The 18,550-nt window shown below is 70.9% G+C and carries 19 protein-coding genes, 1 tRNA gene and 1 pseudogene; 7 read left to right on the top strand and 14 right to left on the bottom strand.

Annotation, left to right across the window (positions count from 1 at the left end; translation table 11 throughout):
- Nucleotides 1-11: 11 nt before the first annotated feature.
- Nucleotides 12-953: a carbohydrate ABC transporter permease gene (locus H489_RS33875; protein ID WP_017888304.1), complete on the bottom strand. Its 942-nt coding sequence runs from the start codon at nucleotides 951-953 to the stop codon at nucleotides 12-14.
- Nucleotides 954-964: 11 nt separating this feature from the next.
- Nucleotides 965-1,939, bottom strand: a complete 975-nt coding sequence (locus tag H489_RS33870; protein WP_081612346.1) for a carbohydrate ABC transporter permease — start codon at nucleotides 1,937-1,939, stop codon at nucleotides 965-967.
- A gap of 202 nt (nucleotides 1,940-2,141) precedes the next feature.
- Between H489_RS33870 and H489_RS33865 the strand changes: the two genes are divergently transcribed.
- Both H489_RS33865 and H489_RS33860 read left to right on the top strand, forming a co-directional pair.
- A complete protein-coding gene (locus H489_RS33865) occupies nucleotides 2,142-3,422 on the top strand; it encodes a Gfo/Idh/MocA family protein (protein ID WP_081612345.1) in 1,281 nt (426 codons plus the stop codon).
- Nucleotides 3,423-3,488: 66 nt separating this feature from the next.
- Nucleotides 3,489-4,511: a LacI family DNA-binding transcriptional regulator gene (locus tag H489_RS33860; protein ID WP_051067423.1), complete on the top strand. Its 1,023-nt coding sequence runs from the start codon at nucleotides 3,489-3,491 to the stop codon at nucleotides 4,509-4,511.
- 71 nt (nucleotides 4,512-4,582) lie between these two features.
- Here the strand turns inward: H489_RS33860 and H489_RS33855 are convergent, their stop codons facing one another.
- The gene (locus tag H489_RS33855) at nucleotides 4,583-5,038 is read right to left on the bottom strand and encodes a winged helix-turn-helix transcriptional regulator (RefSeq protein WP_017888300.1); all 456 of its coding nucleotides are present in this window, start codon (nucleotides 5,036-5,038) and stop codon (nucleotides 4,583-4,585) included.
- A gap of 84 nt (nucleotides 5,039-5,122) precedes the next feature.
- Here H489_RS33855 and H489_RS33850 point away from each other — a divergent pair, with 84 nt between their 5' ends.
- Nucleotides 5,123-5,818, top strand: coding sequence for an SDR family oxidoreductase (locus H489_RS33850; protein ID WP_017888299.1), 696 nt, complete (start codon nucleotides 5,123-5,125; stop codon nucleotides 5,816-5,818).
- Between the two features lie 84 nt (nucleotides 5,819-5,902).
- Here H489_RS33850 and H489_RS33845 read toward each other — a convergent pair whose 3' ends face one another.
- The 5 genes from H489_RS33845 to serS form a co-directional block, all read right to left on the bottom strand.
- Complete coding sequence (locus H489_RS33845) at nucleotides 5,903-6,466, bottom strand: GrpB family protein (protein WP_017888298.1); 564 nt, start codon at nucleotides 6,464-6,466, stop codon at nucleotides 5,903-5,905.
- Entirely contained in the window at nucleotides 6,463-6,993 is a 531-nt protein-coding gene (locus H489_RS33840; protein WP_040420050.1) for a GNAT family N-acetyltransferase, read from the bottom strand. The genes H489_RS33845 and H489_RS33840 overlap by 4 nt, the downstream gene beginning before the upstream one ends.
- 2 nt (nucleotides 6,994-6,995) lie before the next feature.
- Nucleotides 6,996-7,080: transfer RNA gene (locus H489_RS33835), tRNA-Ser, on the bottom strand.
- A gap of 82 nt (nucleotides 7,081-7,162) precedes the next feature.
- Entirely contained in the window at nucleotides 7,163-8,026 is an 864-nt protein-coding gene (locus tag H489_RS33830; protein ID WP_017888297.1) for an HAD family hydrolase, read from the bottom strand.
- Nucleotides 8,023-9,285 (bottom strand): serine--tRNA ligase, encoded by a 1,263-nt coding sequence (gene serS, locus H489_RS33825; protein ID WP_017888296.1) that lies wholly within the window; start codon nucleotides 9,283-9,285, stop codon nucleotides 8,023-8,025. Before serS ends, H489_RS33830 begins: the two co-directional genes overlap by 4 nt.
- Before the next feature lie 55 nt (nucleotides 9,286-9,340).
- Here serS and H489_RS33820 point away from each other — a divergent pair, with 55 nt between their 5' ends.
- Nucleotides 9,341-10,411 carry a diacylglycerol/lipid kinase family protein gene (locus H489_RS33820; RefSeq protein ID WP_017888295.1) on the top strand — a complete coding sequence of 357 codons (1,071 nt, stop codon included), beginning with the start codon at nucleotides 9,341-9,343 and terminating at the stop codon, nucleotides 10,409-10,411.
- A 46-nt stretch (nucleotides 10,412-10,457) separates the two neighbouring features.
- Here the strand turns inward: H489_RS33820 and pheA are convergent, their stop codons facing one another.
- The 4 genes from pheA to H489_RS33800 all read right to left on the bottom strand — a co-directional run bounded on the left by pheA (nucleotide 10,458) and on the right by H489_RS33800 (nucleotide 13,900).
- Complete coding sequence (pheA, locus tag H489_RS33815; protein WP_017888294.1) at nucleotides 10,458-11,414, bottom strand: prephenate dehydratase; 957 nt, start codon at nucleotides 11,412-11,414, stop codon at nucleotides 10,458-10,460.
- 62 nt (nucleotides 11,415-11,476) lie between these two features.
- Complete coding sequence (locus H489_RS33810) at nucleotides 11,477-12,022, bottom strand: MarR family winged helix-turn-helix transcriptional regulator (protein ID WP_017888293.1); 546 nt, start codon at nucleotides 12,020-12,022, stop codon at nucleotides 11,477-11,479.
- A gap of 28 nt (nucleotides 12,023-12,050) precedes the next feature.
- Nucleotides 12,051-12,521 (bottom strand): hypothetical protein, encoded by a 471-nt coding sequence (locus H489_RS33805; protein WP_017888292.1) that lies wholly within the window; start codon nucleotides 12,519-12,521, stop codon nucleotides 12,051-12,053.
- Nucleotides 12,518-13,900: a molybdopterin-dependent oxidoreductase gene (locus H489_RS33800; RefSeq protein WP_017888291.1), complete on the bottom strand. Its 1,383-nt coding sequence runs from the start codon at nucleotides 13,898-13,900 to the stop codon at nucleotides 12,518-12,520. Before H489_RS33800 ends, H489_RS33805 begins: the two co-directional genes overlap by 4 nt.
- An 87-nt stretch (nucleotides 13,901-13,987) precedes the next feature.
- On the opposite strand from H489_RS33800, the gene H489_RS33795 reads away from it, so the two are divergent.
- The 3 genes from H489_RS33795 to H489_RS33785 are packed head-to-tail and all read left to right on the top strand — an operon-like array spanning nucleotide 13,988 to nucleotide 16,737.
- Nucleotides 13,988-15,427, top strand: a complete 1,440-nt coding sequence (locus tag H489_RS33795) for a glycosyltransferase 87 family protein (protein WP_017888290.1) — start codon at nucleotides 13,988-13,990, stop codon at nucleotides 15,425-15,427.
- A gap of 5 nt (nucleotides 15,428-15,432) precedes the next feature.
- Nucleotides 15,433-16,485 (top strand): GTP 3',8-cyclase MoaA, encoded by a 1,053-nt coding sequence (gene moaA / locus H489_RS33790; protein ID WP_017888289.1) that lies wholly within the window; start codon nucleotides 15,433-15,435, stop codon nucleotides 16,483-16,485.
- A 3-nt stretch (nucleotides 16,486-16,488) separates the two neighbouring features.
- Nucleotides 16,489-16,737: a MoaD/ThiS family protein gene (locus H489_RS33785; RefSeq protein ID WP_017888288.1), complete on the top strand. Its 249-nt coding sequence runs from the start codon at nucleotides 16,489-16,491 to the stop codon at nucleotides 16,735-16,737.
- A gap of 148 nt (nucleotides 16,738-16,885) precedes the next feature.
- Here the strand turns inward: H489_RS33785 and H489_RS33780 are convergent, their stop codons facing one another.
- Both H489_RS33780 and H489_RS38690 read right to left on the bottom strand, forming a co-directional pair.
- Entirely contained in the window at nucleotides 16,886-17,986 is a 1,101-nt protein-coding gene (locus H489_RS33780; protein WP_017888287.1) for a calcium:proton antiporter, read from the bottom strand.
- A 12-nt stretch (nucleotides 17,987-17,998) separates the two neighbouring features.
- Nucleotides 17,999-18,550, bottom strand: a pseudogene (locus H489_RS38690) (molybdenum ABC transporter ATP-binding protein); the annotation flags it as partial.

Here is an 18,550-nt window from a genome sequence, read left to right as displayed (position 1 = left end):
CGACAGCCGGGTCACTTGATCCCGGAGAAGCCGATGGAGTTGACGATCCGCTTGGCGAAGACGCCGAACAGCAGGATCATCGGGAGCGCCGCCACCAGGGTCGCGGCCATGAGCCCGGCCCAGTCGGTGCCGGACTGCGGGGTCTGCGACTTGAAGACGCCGAGCGCGACGGTCAGCACCCGCGAGCTGTCGGTGTACGACACCATGAGCGGCCAGAAGTAGTCGTTCCAGCTCGTGATGTACGTCAGCACGGCGAGGGTGGCGATCGGGGCGGCCGCCATCGGGATGACGAGCCGGAAGAACACGCGGACCTTGCCGGCGCCGTCGATGAGCGCCGCCTCTTCGACCTCCTTCGAGATGCCGAGGAAGAACTGGCGCAGGAAGAACACCGCGAACGGGGTCATGAACATCGTCGGCAGGGCGATGCCGAGCAGGTTGTCGACGAGCCCGAGCTGCTTGATGAGCGTGAAGTTCGGCAGCAGCGTGAAGATCGCGGGGACCATCAGCCCGGCCAGGAACACCCCGAACACCTTGTCGCGGCCGGGCCAGCGCAGCCGGGCGAAGGCGTAGGCCGCCGCTGCCGAGAAGAACACCTGGCCGACGGTGACGAGCGTCGACACGAGGATCGAGTTGAGCAGGTACCGCCAGAAGTTCAGCGCGGCGCCGGAGCCGCCCTGCGCCAACGCCTCTTCGGTGGACTGCAGGCCGAAGACCCGCTCGAACCCGCCCAGGCTGAACCCGACGGGCAGCAGCGAGGTGGGGTCGGAGTTGATCGCGGTGTTCGACGACAGCGCGGTGCGCAGGATCCAGTAGAACGGGAACAGGGTGACGACGATGACGAGGATCATCGCGACCCAGGCGAGCACCCGGCCGAGCGACGGGCGGCGACGGTGGCCGGCGCCCATCCGGGGCGGGCCGGACGTGGTGACGGAGCGGGTGAGTGTCGTGGTCATGGCGCTTCCGTTCAGTCCAGGTCGGACTCACCCGAGCGGGTGAGTCGGTACTGGATGATCGTGATGATGCTGAGGACGATGAGGAGCGCGACCGAGACCGCGGACGCGTAGCCGAACTGGAACCGACCGAACGCCAGGTTGTAGATGTAGTTCTGCACGACGTTCGTGGCGTTCGCGGGGCCGCCCTGCGTGGTGACGGCGACGGTGTCGAACACCTGGAACGACCCGATCACGGTGATGATGAGCACCAGGGACAGGATCGGGCGGAGCAGCGGCACCGTGATGCGCCAGAACATCTTCCACTCGCTCGCACCGTCGATGCGCCCGGCTTCGTACACGGTCTCGGGCAGGGACTGCAGGCCGGCGAAGATGAGCAGCGCCGTGTAGCCGACGTGTCGCCAGACGTTGATGAGCGCGATCGAGGGGATGCCCCAGACGTCGCTCTGCAGGAACGGGATGCGGTCGAGGCCGAGCGCCGCGAGCATCTCGTTGCCGATGCCGAGCTGGGTGTCGAGGATCCAGAGCCAGACCAGGGCGGCGACGACGTTCGACACCAGGTAGGGCGCGAGCACGATGCCACGCACGAACGTCGACTTGGTCAGCCGGTGCATCATCACGGCGATGAACAGCGCGACGACGGTCTGGATGACGATGTTGATGAGGACGTACTCGATCGTCACGACCATCGAGTGCCAGAAGATCGAGTCCTGCACCAGTCGGGCGTAGTTCTGCAGGCCGGTGAACTCGGGCTCGGTGAGCAGGTTGTACGACGTGAAGCTCAGGTAGATGCCCCGCACGGTCGGCCAGGCGAGGAACACCGCGAACCCGACGGCTGCCGGTGCGATGAAGACGAGCGCGAGCCACAGGTCGTTCCTGGGGCGGCGCCGCGGGGCGGTGGTGCGGGCACGGGCGAGGTCGGCGGACCGACTCCTCCGTCTCGTGCTGGCGGTCGTCAAGGGTGACGACACAGGGCTCTCGGTTGCCATCGCGACTCCTTCGTCTGCGGTGGACTGACGTGCAGCAGTCCGTGAGCCGGGAATCTACACGTGGGGACCACGGCTCGCAAGAGGCTTTTTCCGGGCTGTGGACAGGGGTTGTCACGTGTAGACAGCGTGTGTCAGGATGGCGCTCGATCGCATCGGAGCGACCCGCTCGGCGACGCATCCCACACCCCTGGAAAGGTCACTGATGATCTCTGTCGGAATGGTCGGCGCGGGCCAGTTCGCCCCCCAGTTCGCCAAGCTGTTCAAGCTCCACCCCGACGTCGACCGGGTCTACGTCACGGACCTGGTCGACGAGCGGGCGTCCGAACTCGTCGAGACGCAGCACCTCGACGGCACCTTCGACGACTTCGACGCCGTCCTCGCCTCGGACGTCGACGCCGTCGCGATCTTCACGCAGCGCTGGACCCACGGCCCGCTCGTGGTCAAGGCCCTGCGCGCTGGCAAGCACGTGTACTCCGCCGTGCCGATGGCGATCTCGGTCGACGAGATCCGCGACATCATCCAGGCGGTCCGCGAGACCGGCCTGACCTACATGATGGGCGAGACGAGCTACTACAACCCCGCGACGGTGTTCGCCCGCAAGCAGGTCGCCGCCGGCGCCTTCGGTCGGGTCTTCTACGCCGAGGGCGACTACGTGCACGACATGGACCTCGGCTTCTACGCCGCGTACCAGTACAGCGGGGGCGACGAGTGGAAGCGCACCGCCAGCTACCCGCCCATGCTCTACCCGACGCACTCCGTCGGCGGGGTCCTCGGCGCGATCCCCGGGCACGCGGTCAGCGTCAGCTGCATCGGCGTCAAGGACGACCGCGGCGACGGCGTCTTCGACAAGGACGTCAGCCAGTTCGACAACGACTTCTCGAACGCGACCGCCCTGTTCGAGCTCGACAACGGCGGGGTCATGCGCATCAACGAGATGCGTCGCGTCGGCTACCCGTCGCACATCCGCGAGTCGCGGTTCCGCTACTTCGGCACCGAGGCCAGCTTCGAGCAGCTCGCGAAGACGAGCGTGTGGCAGGACAAGGAGGACTCGTACGACATCAGCGACAAGATCGACACCCAGGCGACGATGTCCCTCGACGACCCGCGCCTGGCCGACGTCGACCCGTCCCTGCGTGACGCGTTCGTGTCCGGCTACGCCGAGGTGCACGACACCGACCGTCTGCCCGCCGAGTACGACGGCGTGCCGACCGGGCACGAGGGCAGCCACCAGTTCCTGGCCGACGACTTCGTCCGCGCCGTCGTCGACCGGACCCTGCCGCCGGTGAACGCCTGGACCGCCGCGCGCTTCACCCTGCCGGGCATCATCGCCCACCAGTCGGCGCTGCAGGGCGGCGCCCGGCTCGAGGTGCCGGACTTCGGCGACGCCCCGGAGACGACGAACGCCGGAGCGACGCCCGCGACGCCGACGAGCGCACCGACGTCAGCCGGCAGCACGTCGTCGGCTACGATCGCGTCCGAGTAACACGTGTCGTTCGGGTGCCGGTCCGTCGTGGCCGGCACCCGAACGACGCTCCCGGACCCGACGAAGGTGGCACCCGTGACCGTCCCGACGAACCCGAGGGCGGTCACCCGCGCGGACGTCGCCCGCTACGCCGGTGTCAGCACCTCCGTCGTCAGCTACGTCGTGCACGACGGCCCCCGCCCCGTCGCCGCCGCCACCGCCGCACGTGTCCGCGAGGCCATCCGCGTCCTCGGCTACCGCCCGAACGCGAGCGCCCAGGCCCTGCGCACCGGCTCGTCGAAGATGCTCGGCCTGATCGTTCCGGAGCTCGACAACCCCTTCTGGTCCGAGCTCGCCGTCGCCGTCACGCACGCCGCCGCAGCACGCGGCTACGACGTCCTGCTCGCCAACAGCGACGGCGATGCCGCCCAGGAGCGTGAGCGGCTCCGCAGCCTCTCAGCCCGCCAGGTCGACGGCGTCATCGTGACGAGCATCATGACCCACCCGGACCTGTCGACCGTCACCGACCCCGGCCTGCCGATGGTCCTGCTCAACACGTTCTTCGAAGTCCCCGAGTACGCGAGCATCGGTGTCGACGCCCTGCGCGGCGCCCTCGACGGCACGCAGCACCTGGTCGAGCACGGCTACCGCTCGATCGGGCTGGTGATGGGGCACACCGGCTCGATGGAGCTCCGCGAGCAGGGCTGGATGCGTGCCCTGCGCCAGGCTGGCCTGCCCGACGGGCCCATCGTCCGTACCGACTTCACCCGCCGCGGTGGCTACGAAGCCGGACTCCGCATGTTCGCCGACGAGACCGGGCCCCGAGCCGTCTTCGTCAGCTCGGACATGCAGGCGATCGGCGTCATGCGGGCACTGTGGGAGCTCGGTCTGCGCGTCCCCGAGGACGTCGCGATCGTGTCGTTCGACGGCGCGGCCGAAGCGGACTACACGAACCCGCAGCTCACCACGGTCCGGCAGCCGATCGAGACGATGGCGGTCGCCGCGGTCGACCGCGTGCTCGGCCTCGACGCCGACAACCAGTGGCACCGCGACCTGGTCCCCGCCGAGTTGGTCCTCGGCGCGAGTTGCGGGTGCGACGTGCGTCGCTGACGCACCCAAAAGCGGACTGGAGGTTCGGGGGCGGGGCCGCAACGGGCCTCCCGTCCGTCAGCTGGTCGCGTTCAGGGCGCCGGCTCCATGACGGCACGCAGGCGCGCGGTCGGGATGCGCTGCTGCGCATCCACCGTCACGGCGGCGGCCTCGACCGCCTCACCGCTCTCGGCGTCGACGAAGCGCAGGTCCGACGGCCGCTCGGACGGGCGGTGCCGGTCGGCCCAGCCACCGAGGGCGAGCAGCACGAGCGACAGGTCCCGGCCTGCGCCGGTCAGGACGTACTCCTCGCGGGCACGGGCCCCCTCGGGCTTGTAGGTCGTGCGCTCGAGCACTCCCCCGTCGACGAGTGAGGCCAGGCGTGCGGTCAGGACCTCGCGCGGGATGCCGAGGCTCTGCTGGAACTGGCTGAAGCGGGTCGAGCCGCCGAGGGCGTCGCGGACGATCATGAGCGTCCACTTCTCGCCGAGGACGTCGAGGGAGCGTGCGATGGGGCAGCGCTCGTCGCCGCCGAGGATGCCGAGCATGTGCTCATCCTAGCTGGGTTCGATTTCCGGACACAACGTGCTAGGTTCGGTTTCCGTACTCATCTTCTCTTCTCTGGAGCACTCATGACCAACCTCACCAACGCCGTCGTCCTCGTCACCGGAGCGAACGGCGGCCTCGGCGCCGAGTTCGTCCGCCAGGCACTGGAGCGTGGCGCCACCAAGGTCTACGCGACCGCCCGCAACCCGCGCACCTGGGACGACGAGCGCATCGTCCCGCTCGCCCTCGACGTCACGAGCCAGGAGAGCGTCGACGCCGCAGCCCGCGCCGCGGCTGACGTGACCGTCGTCGTGAACAACGCCGGGATCGCCGGCTCCGACCCGCTCGTCGACGTCTCCGTCGAAGAGGTCGAGCGCATCTTCGCCACCAACGTCTTCGGCGCACTCCGCGTCGCCAAGACCTTCGCCCCCTCGATCGCGAACGGTGCGCTGATCGATGTGCACTCCGCCCTGAGCTGGGTCGCCCTCGCCGGCGCGTACTCGGCGTCGAAGGCTGCGTTCTGGTCGATCACGAACTCCCTGCGCCTCGAGCTCGCGCCCCAGGGCACCCAGGTCGTCGGCGCCCACCTCGGCTACACCGACACCGGCATGATCGCCGACCTCGACGTCGAGAAGTCCGACCCCGCCGACATCGTGCGTTCGATCTGGGACGCGGTCGAGGCCGGCGAGCACGAGGTCCTCGCCGACCAGGTCAGCCGCGACGTCCGTGCCGGCCTGAGCGCCCCGCTCACCGCGCTCTACCCGATGCTCGCCAGCGCCTGAGACCTGTTCCCGTTCGGGCGCTGACGGTTCTGGTTCACGATCACCCGGATTCCTGAACCAGAACCGCCACCCGCCCCGATCGCGTCAGCCGCCCGCGCCGCGGTCCGTGATCCGACGGTTCGTGGCGGTGATGGAGGCGCGCTCGTCGTCGGACAGGCCACCGACGCGCAGGATCCGGCTCAGCACCTCGCTCTTGCGCTCGATGTAGTCGTCGATGTCCTCGGCCTCCGTGGCTGCCCGGCGCTTCACCGCGGCGTACTCGTCGCGGAGCGCCGGGTCGGCACGCAGCACGTCGCGCACGGCCAGGTGGTTCCGCAGTGCGAGCGACCCGGCCGCGACGACGTAGGTGTTGGTCGGGGCGAAGCGGTCCGGCGCCCGGAACGCCTGCCGCCCCGGGACGCCCAGTTCACCCCGCGGCTCGAAGCCGATGGTCGCCATCGCCGCAACTGCAGCCGGGACGTCGGCAGCGTCCACCACGACGTCGACGTCGAGCACGGGCTTCGCCGCCAAGCCGGGCACGGACGTGCTGCCCACGTGCTCGATGCTCCGGAGCCGCACGTCAGCGTCGTCGAGTGCGGCGGCGTACGCCCCGTGCAGATGCCGGAACCGCTCGGGCCACTCACCCCGGTACTCGACGACCTCGATCACGGGGCCGGCGTCGGCGCGAGGAGCTGGAACATGACGTGGTCGCGCCAGACCCCGTCGATCTTGATGTACTCCGGCGCGAAGCCGTACCTGGTGAAGCCGGCCGACTCGAGCGCGCGCTGCGAGCCGACGTTCTCGGGCAGGGTCTCGGCCTGCACGCGGTGCAGACGGAGCACGTCGAAGGCGTGATCGGCCGCGGCGCGGACAGCGCGGGACGCGTGGCCCTGGCGCGTGCGGTCGGCGCGGATCCAGTACCCCATCGCGCACGACTGCAGGGCGCCACGGACGACACCGCTCAGCGTGATGCGGCCGAGGAGTTCCCCGTCGGTCGATTCGATCACGAACGGCACCGCGTTGCCGGACCGCTGCGCGGCGAGGGCCTGCGTGATGACGTCCCGCTGCCCGGACTCGGTGAAGTAGGACGGTGCACGGGCCGGTTCCCACGGTCGTAGGTGGTCGGCGTTCTCGGTGATGACCGCAGCCAGGACGGCCGCGTCGTCGAGGCGGAGTGGGCGCAACCGTGTGTCCATCGCGGAGGGTGTGGGATTCGAACCCACGAGACATCTCTGCCCACCTGTTTTCAAGACAGGCTCCATCGGCCGCTCGGACAACCCTCCAGTGACGCGACCACGTGGCGAGACGTGATCGCGTCCCTGGAAGTCTAACGGGCCTCCAGGCAGGGGTGCGCGCGCAGGCGGACTAGCGCGGAAGCGAGTCGAGCGCCGCTGCCAAGCCGTCGTCGGCGATGCCGTCGGTGAGCTCGTTGCCGGCGTCGACGACGTCGTCGGGGGCCTGGCCCATGACGATGCCGCGACCGGAGGTCGAGGCCCAACGGAGCATGTCGATGTCGTTGCGGCCGTCTCCCGCGGCGAAGACGCGGGAACGCGGGATGTCGAGCCACTCGCGGACGCGTTCCATGGCGGTGGCCTTGGTGACGCCCTCGGGGGCGATGTCGAGCCACGAGGTCCAGCCGACGGAGTAGGAGACCTTGTGCAGGCCCATCTGCTCGACGATCTGCAGGAAGTCCTCGGTGTCGTGGCCGGGCGAGATGACGACGACGCGGGTGGCCTCGACGCCGAGCAGCTGCTCGAACGGCACGTGCTCACCTTCGACGGTCATCGTGTCGTCGGGGAAGTTGCCGGACAGCAGGAAGTGGCCGGTCTCGTCCTCGACACCGAACGCGGCGTTCTCGAGCGCACCGTGGATGGTCTGCAGCACCTCGGACGGATCGAACCGCTCGACGTGTTCGCGCACGTAGGAGCCGTCGGCGCGACGGGCCAGGACGAGCGCACCGTTGGCGCAGACCAGGTACTTCGGCCGGATGCCGAGGGTCTCGAGCAGGGGCACGGTCATGCCCTCGCTGCGGCCGGTGGAGAGCATGACCTCGTGGCCGGCGGCCTCGGCGTTCCGGACGGCGGCGACCACCGCCTGTGTGATGACACCGTCCTCGCGCATGGTGGTGCCGTCGACGTCGAGCGCGACCAGCCAGCGCTTGGTGCGCGCGGGTGCCTCGGCGCCCGCGCCCTGCTCGGATCCGTCCACGAACCGCCCCTGGGTGCTCATCGGGGCTCGATCACCTCGACGCCGCCCAGGTAGGGGCGCAGGACCTCCGGCACGACGACGGAACCGTCGGCCTGCTGGTGCGTCTCGAGGATCGCGACGATCCAGCGGGTGGTGGCGAGGGTGCCGTTCAGGGTGGCGACCGGGGCGGTCTTGCCGCTCTCGGTGCGGTAGCGGATGTCGAGGCGGCGGGCCTGGTAGGTCGTGCAGTTCGACGTCGAGGTGAGCTCGCGGAACGTGCCCTGCGTCGGGACCCAGGCCTCGATGTCGTACTTCTTCGCGGCGCTCGTGCCGAGGTCACCGCCGGCGACGTCGATCACGCGGTAGTGCAGCCCGAGGTCCTGCAGCATCTGCTCCTGGTACCCGACGAGCTTCTCGTGCTCGGCCTCGGCCTGGTCGGGGTGCACGTAGGTGAACATCTCGAGCTTGTTGAACTGGTGCACGCGGAGGATGCCGCGGTTGTCCTTGCCCGCCGACCCGGCCTCACGCCGGTAGCAGGTCGACCAGCCGGCGTAGCGGTGCGCGGTCTTCTCGATGTCGAGGATCTCGTCGGCGTGGAAGCCGGCCAGGGCGACCTCGCTCGTGCCCGTCAGGTACAGGTCGTCGGCCTCGAGCCGGTAGACCTCGGCAGCGTGCTCGCCGAGGAACCCGGTGCCGGCCATCGTCTCGGGGCGCACGAGCGTCGGGGTGATGAGCGGTTCGAAGCCCGCGGCGATCGCACGGTCGAGGCCGAGCGACATCAGCGCGATCTCGAGCCGGGCGCCCATGCCGCGCAGGAAGTAGAAGCGTGAGCCGGAGACCTTCACGCCGCGCGGGATGTCGATGATGCCGAGGTGCTCGCCGAGGTCGGCGTGGTCCTTCGGCTCGAAGTCGAACTCGGGCTTGGTGCCGACGGTGCGGAGCGTGACGAAGTCGTCCTCGCCGCCCTCGGGGACCCCGGGGAGCACGACGTTCGGGATGCCGCGGACGACGGTGTTGAAGGTGTCCTCGGCCGCGGTGACGGTGGCCTGCGCCTCCTTCACCTTGGCGGCGAGGGCCTGGGCCTGCTGCACGAGCGCGGCCTTCTCGTCCTTCGGGGCCTTGGCGACGGTCTTGCCGAACGCGTTCTGCTCGGCGCGGAGCGACTCGAACGAGGTGATCGCGCTGCGGCGGGCGGAATCGGCGGCCACGGCTTCGTCCACGACGGCCTCGGAGGCACGGCGTGCCCGCTGTGAAGCCTTGATGACGTCCGGGTTGTCGCGGAGCAGCTGTGGATCGATCACCGCTCCATCCTAGACAGGGGCAACCGCACGCAGCCTCGATCGGTAGCGTGGACGTATGTCGAGCCCTTCGGAGACCGCGCCCGCGGACCAGGACGCCCTCCCCACCGAGCAGCGGACGGCCGCGGTGGTCTACAACCCGGTCAAGGTGCACCTGCCGACCCTCAAGCGCACGGTCCAGGAACACCAGGAGCAGGCCGGTTGGGCCGAGACCCTGTGGTTCGAGACCTCCGAAGAGGACCCGGGCGGCGGCATGGCCCGCGAAGCGATCGAGGCCGGTGCCGACGTCGTCGCGGCGGCCGGTGGTGACGGCACCGTCCGTGCGGTCGCCGAGGTCGTGCACGAGGCCGGTTCGACCCTGGCCCTGCTGCCGAGCGGTACCGGCAACCTGCTCGCGCGCAACATGAAGCTGCCCCTCGACGACCTGGCTGCGAGCGTCCGGACGATCTTCCACGGCGACGACCGCAAGATCGACTTCGGCATGCTCAAGGTGGAGCGTCCCGGCGGCGAGCGCGAACGCTTCGGCTTCCTGGTGATGGCCGGCCTCGGGCTCGACGCCCGGATGCTCGTGAACACCCGGCCCGAGCTGAAGAAGAAGGTCGGCTGGCTCGCCTACGTCGACTCGCTGTTCCGCTCGGTGCGCGACGCGAACGCGTTCGAGTTCCGCTACCAGCTCGACGACGACGGCAACCACTCGCTCCGGGCGCACTCGCTCATCGTCGGCAACTGCGGCATGCTGCAGGCCGGCGCGATCCTGCTGCCCGACGCCGAGATCGACGACGGCGTGTTCGACATCGCCGTGATGCGTCCCCGCGGGTTCTTCGGCTGGGTCCGGATCGGGGCGCGGGTGTTCTGGGAGAACGGGATCCTGCGGGCGTTCCGCCGGTCGAACCTGGGCAAGACCGCGGTCGGCAAGACGATCGTGTCGCGTTCGCGCGAGGAACGGCCCCTGCGCTACCTGCGTGGGCAGGAGTTCACGGCGCGGCTCGAGCGCCCCGACGAGTTCGAGATCGACGGCGACCCGGTGGGCGAGGTCATCGCCTTCCGCTCGCGGATCGATCCGATGGGGCTCTCCGTGCGCGTGCCGGACCCGGCGGACGACCGCCACGGCTCGCGCCAGGTGCCCTGAGCCTGACCCTGTCGCTCGGGCCGCGGGCCGCGGGCCGCGGTCCGCGCTACCGCGCCCCGGGCTCGCCCGACACGATCGCGCGCAGCCAGTCGCGCGCCTCGACGAACGCGGCGTCCGAGTAGCGCGCCGGAACCTCGGGGCGGGCACCGTCGGCACGCGGGTACGACCCGAGGAACGTCACGCGCGGGCTGAACCGGCGCAGGCCGAGCAGCGCGTCCGCGACCCGCTCGTCGCGCACGTGCCCGTCGAGGTCGATGACGAACCGGTAGCGGCCGAGCTCGTCACCGATCGGCCGTGACGACAGCAGCCCCATGTTGATGCCCCTCGTCGCGAACTGCTCGAGCATGTCGACCAGGGCGCCGGGGTGGTCGGCGGGCAGCTCGACGATGACGCTGGTCTTGTCGGCTCCGGTCGGTTCGGGCAGCGCGAGCGTCTTCGACACGAGCACGAACCGGGTGACCGCCGAGGCATTGTCGCCGATGGACGATGCGAGCACGACGACGTCGTGGTGGTCGGTGATGCCGGGCGGCGCGACGGCGGCGTCGGCGGTGGGGTCCGCCTCGAGCAGGGCGAGCGCCGCGGCGACGTTCGACGACGCCGGGATGTGGCCGTGGCCGGGCAGGTTCGCCTCGAGCCAGTTGTGGGTCTGCGCGTAGGCGACCGGGTGTGCGTTCACGGTGCGGACGTCGGCCAGGGTCGTGCCGGGTCGGGCGACGAGCACGAAGTCGACGGGGACCAGGTACTCCCCCACGATCCGCACACCGGGGATCCGGGCCAGGGCGTCCTGCGTGGCACTGACCCCGCCGTCGACGCTGTTCTCGATCGCGATGACGGCCCCGACGGAGCGGCCGGACATGACGTCGTCCAGGGCCTCACCGACGTTGTTGACGCTCCGCCAGGGCTTGCCGGCGGCGGCCTCGACGAGCTTGAGGGCCGCCTCGGTGAAGGTGCCGGCGGGTCCGAGGTAGGAGTACGTGTCGGACGGCGCGGCGGGGTCGGTCATGCGGCGAGCCTATTGCAAGCACCACGACCGACGATCGTCCGCAGCGCACCGCGCAGGGCCGCTCAGTCCGTCGCCGCACCCGTCAGCCGCTGCTCGCAGATCGCGGTGTCGTCGTCCTCGCGCGGGTAGGTCAGCGCCGCGAACCGCCCCTCGGGGTCGAGGCGCGTCAGGAGCGACGCCGCGATGCCGTCGAGCTGCGCGACCTGCTCGTCGGAGAGCGCGTCGATGACCACCCGGCGGGCGGTGCGGACGTGGTCCGGAGCGGCGTCGACGATGGTGGCGTAGCCGGCGTCGGTCAGCCGGACGTCGGTGGCCCGGCGGTCGGAGGTCGACGGGCACCGGGTGACGAGCCCGCGCTTCTCGAGCCGGGACACCACGTGCGACAGCCGCGGCAACGAGGCGTTCGTGGCCGAGGCGAGCGCCGACATCCGCAGGGTCCTGGTGTCGGTCTCCGAGAGCATCGCGATGACCATGTAGTCGAAGTGCGTCAGGTCGGCGTCACGCTGGAGCTGCTGGTCGAGCGCCGCCGGCAGGAGTTCCATGACCGCGACGAGCTTCATCCACGCGCGCAGCTGCTCGCGGGTGAGCCACGGGGTCTCGTCGGTCATGACCTGATCATACCGAAAGGTTGTCCCTTTAACCAGTGCTGCGCACCGCGGACGAACCGGCCGAACCAGACGGCCCACCTGCGCGACGCGACCGCAGCACCCCGACCACGAGCACGACCACCACGACGACGACGAGCGCCCCCTCGACGAGCAGCAGCCGCGTGCCGTAGTCGAACGGCAGCACAGTGGGGTTCTTCTGCCCGTGGTCCTTGGCCGCGATCTCCGGCAGCACCACCAGGGCGAGCACGCTGCCGAGCACGATCGCCGCCTGCACGACGACGAGCACCCAGGCCCGCAGCGAGCGTCCGGCCCGACGCAGCAACAGCCCGGCACCGACCACGAACGGCGACAGGATCGCGTCGTGCAGCACCACCGCCGCGAGCAGCCACACCCCGAGCCCGCCGATGCGCTTCGGCGTGACGGACGTCACGAGCACGTACGCCCCGAACGCGATGACCAGCACACCGATCACCACGAGCACGATCCGCGCGGCCTTCACCGGAGCACCTCGATCTTCTCGATCCACTTGGTCTGCAGCACACCGGGCCGCCCCGGAGCGATGATGCGCGCCGGGAACCCGTGGTCCAGGTCGAGTGTCGCGCCGTTCAGTTCGAGGGCGACGAGCGTCGTCGGGTCCTCGGCGTACTCCGGCCCCATGTCCATGATCCGGTAGCCGCCGTGCCGTTCCAGGCTCGTCACCCGCACGTGCGATCCCTGCGGCGCCTGCACGGCGTCGAGCAGGTCGCGCATCCGCACGCCCTTCCAGGTACCCATCTGGCTCCAGCCCTCGACGCACGAGATCGGCAGGTCGACCTGCGCGGTGCCGAGCGCCACGAGTTCCGCACGGACGAAGGTCCGGCTCACGTCGTGGCCGACGACGGTGAGCGTCCAGTCGGCTGCGGTCGCGCTGGCGAGCACGCCGGCGGCACGCGCGGTGCGGTTGACCGGCAGGCCGTTCGCGCCGATGCCACGCCCACGGGCGCCGAAGACGTTGAACGGCTCCGCGAGTTTCGAGGACTGCCCCGCGGTGAGCGCGACGACCCCCACGGTCGCCGCCGTCACACCGGCGAAGAACCCGCGTCGGGCGATGCGCTGGCGTCGTCCGGTGGCTGCTTCCGGCGTCGGCCTGGAGGCCCGGTCCGGCTCCGGCACGTCGGCCGTCGGCTGGGCGGGACTCGGCTCCTCGGACACCTCGCGGGCATCCGGGGCCGCGTCCGGTCCGGTGGGACGGGACTCGGCGCCGCCGGGGGCGGCGTCGACGCCGTCGATCCAGCGGAACACGCGGCCCAGCAGGCCGGGGGCGGTGGACCCGGCGGTCTCGGCGACCGCAGCGCTCGGGGCGGACGCACCACGATCCTCCAGGCCCGGTGGGAGCAGCTCACTGCCGGACGCGGGGTCCGCGATGAACCGGCCGTGCACGTCGTAGGAGTCGCGCTTCCGCCAGTAGCGGGCGATGACCGGCAGCTTGGCCGCGATGTGGATGGCCAGCGAGCCGATGATCACGTACGCCATCGCGTTGTGCACCTGGCGGAACGGGAACGGCCACGGGTACCACTGGTACGTGTTGAGCAGGCCGGTGACGACCTGGATGATCGACGCCGACACGAGCACCGCGATCGACAGCCGCTCGAGCAGGTGCACCACGCCGCGCACCGGCGGTACCTGCACCAGGGCGGGCATCACGGTGTTGAGCTTCGCGAGCAGCAGCGGGATGATCGCGATCCCGGTCGTGATGTGCAGGCCCTGCGTGAACTGGTACAGCTGCGTCGGCCGTGTCGGGAACCGCATCCAGCCGAGCGGTTCCTGCAGCAGGTGGCTGTAGATCCCGGTGCCGAAGCAGATCAGGAACGCGATGCCGAGCAGGCGTCCGAGCACCACCGCCGAACGGGCGTTGCGGTTGGGGGACGCCAGAGCTGCTCGTCCGTCGTGCAGCAGACGCTGGACGCCGGATAGCCTCGACGCACCATGAGCGACCGACTGCGTGCCCTCCGACCGTCCCTGGCCGACGGCACCGCCGCGCGGATCGGCACCGTGCTGGCCGTCGTCGGAGTGCTGGCCCTGTCGGGCGTCATCGCCGTCGGCGTCACGCATCTGGGGTTCCTCCGATCGGGCCATCGTTCTGCATTCGTTGCGTGGACGCTGATCGCTTGGACCGTCTTCGTCATCGCCGTGCTCGCGGTGCGCTTCGTGCCCGTCCGGTGGATGACCACCATGGTCATCGGCGGAGCGGTGGTGATCGGCATCGCTGCCCTGGTCGGCCCGCCGAACACGAGCACCGACTCCGCTCGGTACGCGTGGGACGGCATCGTCCAGCATGCCGGTGTCTCACCGTACGCGCACACCCCCCAGTCCGCGGCACTGTCCGGTCTGCGACCCGACTGGTTGTTCCCCGACAAGGTGGACGGCACGTGCGACCCGCTGAAGCCCCGGTTCCGCGGACTCGGCGACGGCGCCGACGGACACTGCACCGCGATCAACCGGCCGGACGTCACGACGATCTACCCGCCGATGGCGCAGCTGTGGTTCGCGGCGGTGCGGTTCTTCGTGCCGGCGACGGCGCAGTACCTGCCGTTCCAGGTCGCCGGCCTGCTCGTGTCGCTCGGCGTGACCGTCGGGCTCGTCGTGGTGCTCCGCCGGATCGGCCGTCCGACCTGGTGGGCGGCGCTCTGGGCCTGGTCGCCGCTCGTCGCGTCCGAGGCGGTCACCAACTCGCACGTCGACGTCGTCGGCGCCGCACTCGCCACGGCCGGTGTCGTACTCGTCGCGTTCGGCAGGCCGATCTGGGGCGGGATCGCGCTCGGGGCCGCGACCGCGACGAAGCTCATCCCGGCGATCGTGTACCCACCGTTGCTCGGCCGCGGGCGGGCGTGGTGGGCGATCCCCATCGGCATCGCGGTGTTCGGGCTGCTCTACGTGCCCTACGTGCTGACGACCGGACTCGACGTGCTCGGGTACCTGCCCGGCTACCTGAACGAGGAGGGCTACGAGGACGGCTCCCGCTTCGCGCTGGTGTCGCTCGTGGTCAAGGGCGACGCCGGGACCCTGGCGGTCGGGCTCCTGGTCCTGCTGGCGGCGTTCGTCGCGTGGCGGTTGTCGGACCCGGCGCGCCCCTGGTCCGGCGAGGTCCTGATGATCGGTGTGACGTTCCTCGCCGTGACCCCGCGCTACCCCTGGTACGCGCTGCTGCTCATCCCGTTCGTGGTGCTGTCCGGGCGGTGGGAGTGGTTGTCGATCGGTCTGGCCATCGCGCTGCGCGGGGTGTGGCCGTCGGCGGACGCCTACCGGTGGTGGCTGCTCGCGGCCGTGGCGGTCATCGTGGTCGTCACGCTGCTGCGGACGAGCCGGTCGGACTGGCGCCGGTGGTGGGAGCGGCTGACGTTCCGGCGCGTGGAGCACGTACGCTGACGACCATGGCACCCGCGACCCTGCTCGGCACGACCGGCTCCGTGGACCCGGCTCCCACCGGGCTCGTCGACCGCTTCGGGCGTCGCGCCGTCGACCTGCGGGTGTCGCTCACCGAGCGCTGCAACCTGCGCTGCACGTACTGCATGCCCGCGGCCGGGCTGCCGTTCGCCCCCGACGAGGCCCTGATGACGGCGACCGAGATCGAGCGGCTGGTCCGGATCGGCTCGGCGCGGTTCGGTGTCCGCAAGGTCCGGTTCACCGGCGGCGAGCCGATGCTGCGGCACGACCTGGTCGACGTGATCGCCCGGTGCGCCGCACTGCCCGACGCCCCGGAGCTGTCCCTCACCACGAACGCGATCGGCCTCGCCCACCGCGCCCAGGGCCTGTACGACGCCGGACTGCGACGCGTGAACGTGTCGCTCGACACCGTCGACCCCGACGTCTTCACCACCGTGACCCGACGCCCGTTCCTCGACAAGGTCATCGCAGGGCTGTCGGCCGCGCACGACGCCGGGCTCGACATCAAGGTGAACGCGGTGCTGCTGCGCGGGATCAACGACGAGGCCGCCCCGGAGCTCCTCCGCTGGTGCCTGGAGCGTGGCTACGAGCTGCGGTTCATCGAGCAGATGCCGCTCGACCCCGACCACGCCTGGGACCGCACCGAGATGATCACCGCGGCCGAGACCCGCGCGCTGCTGGCGACGTCGTTCGTGCTCACGCCGGACGACGCCCCGCGCGACGGCGCCCCGGCCGAGCGGTACCGCGTGCACGACGCCGTCACCGGCGAACCGCTCGGCACCGTCGGGATCATCGCGAGCATCACCGAGTCGTTCTGCGCCGACTGCACCCGCACCCGGCTCACCGCCGACGGCCACGTGCGCAGCTGCCTGTTCTCCGACGAGGAGACCGACGTGCTCGGGCCGATGCGCTCCGGGGCGGACGACGACCAGGTCGCCGAGCTGTGGCGGCTCGCGATGTGGGCGAAGCCCCGCGACCACGGTGACGACAGCGACGAGCTCGTGCACCCGACCCGCGGCATGAGCGCGATCGGCGGCTGAGCCATGACCACGATCCGGTTCTTCGCCGCGGCCCGGGCTGCCGTGGGTGTCGACTCGCTGACCATGTCGGGCGCCACCATCGACGCGGCCCTCGGAGCGATCGACACGGCTGCCGTGGCGGACCCTGCGCGCTGGAGTGCGTTGCAGGAGCGCTGCTCGTACCTGGTCGACGGTGTGACCACGCGCGACCGGGCGACCTCGCTGTCGGGCGTGGAGGTCGTCGACGTCATGCCGCCCTTCGCAGGGGGCTGAGTTCGGCGGCTGAGCGGCGTGCCCGTTCCTTCCCAGAACACCCGCGATACCTGGTGCTTCCGCGCATACCGTGTCGGAACTTCCGACCAGGTACGCCCGATTCGGCCAGGCACGCCCGGAACGACCAGGCGCCCGCCCCGCCCGCGCCCTACGGCGAGACGGACAGGACGATGAACGCGGCGAAGATCACCAGGTGCACCCCGCCCTGCAGTCGCGTCGCACGACCGGGCAGCACCGTGAGCACCGCCGCGACGATCGTCAACGCGAGCAACACGATCTGCGACGGCCCGAGCCCGAGCAGCAGGGTCCCCGGCATGAACAGCGACGCGACCGCGATCGACGGGATCGTCAGCCCGATCGACGCCATCGCGGACCCCATCGCCAGGTTCAGGCTCGTCTGGATCCGGTTCCGTGCGGCGGCCTTCGACGCCGCGATGCCCTCGGGCAGCAGGATGAGCAGCGCGATCACGACACCGACGAACGACGGCGGAAACCCGACGGCGGCGACCCCGGCCTCGATCGCGGGCGACTCCACCTTGGCGAGTCCGACCACGGCGACGAGCGCGACGACGAGCAACCCGAGCGACACCATCGTGGTGCGGCCGGACGGGCGTGCGGCGTGGGCGTCCTCGGACTCGACGAGCACCCCGCCGGCACGGTTGACCGGCAGGAAGAAGTCGCGGTGCGCCACGGTCTGCGTGACGACGAACAACCCGTAGAGCACGAGTGACGCGATGGCGACGAACACCAGCTGCGTGCCGGTGAAGGACGCGTCGTCGGTGCCGGTGGTGAACGTCGGCAGCACCAGGGTCAGCACGGCGAGCGCGGCCACCGTCATGGTCGCGGCGCTTGCACCCTCCTGGTTGAAGCGCACGGTGTTGTGCCGCAGGGTCCCGATCAGGATCGCGAGGCCGACGAGCCCGTTCATCGTGATCATCACCGCCGAGAACACGGTGTCGCGCGCCAGGGTCTCGGCCTGCGCACCGCCGGAGCTCGACAGCGAGATGATGAGCGCGACCTCGATGATCGTCACGGCGACGGCCAGCACGAGCGACCCGAACGGTTCCCCGACCCGGTGCGCGACGACCTCGGCGTGGTGGACGGCCGCGAGCACCGTGACCGCGAGCACGACGGCGACGACGACCACCACGGCGGTGCCGAGTCCGTAGCGGCCGTACGAGAACGCGAGCACGACGGCCGCCAGGATCGGCGTGGCCACGGGCCACACCTTGGGGAACCAGGAGGTCATCGGACCATTGTCTCAACCGCGGGGCGCGTACACCGCCACCTCGGCCGCGGGGACGTCGATGCGCACCGCGTCGCCGGGGACGATGCCGAGCGCGGTCAGCCGGGCGAGCGTCAGGTCCGCCACCAGGTCGCCGGCGCGGACGCGGACCAGTCCGTCGCGCGGCTCGAGCGACGAGACGGTGCGCGCGGCCCCGGCACCGTCCCGCGTCAGCACGGCGGCCGTCGGGTGGAAGGCGGCCAGGGCGGGTCGGCCGGGAGGCACGGCGTGCGTCCCCGACGCCAGCGCACCCCCGCCGTCGATCGCGATCCCACCCCCGGTGGCGGTCCCGCGCACCAGCGCGAGCCCGGAGAACGTCGCGGCGAACGCGCTGGTCGGACGACCGAGCACGGCCGCGGGGGTGCCCTGCTCGACGACCCGACCGCCCTGGAGCACGACGACGCGGTCGGCCAGGGCGACGACCTCGACCGGGTCGTGCGTGACGAGCACGGCGGGCCGGCCGGCGACCGCGGTCCGGAGCGCTGCGCGGACCTCGTCCTGCGCGCCGACGTCGAGCGCCGAGGTCGG

Source organism: Curtobacterium flaccumfaciens UCD-AKU (genome assembly GCF_000349565.1).
GTDB lineage: Bacteria > Actinomycetota > Actinomycetes > Actinomycetales > Microbacteriaceae > Curtobacterium > Curtobacterium poinsettiae.
Note: the sequence above shows the minus strand (reverse complement) of the source record. Positions and strands in the feature narration are given on the sequence as shown.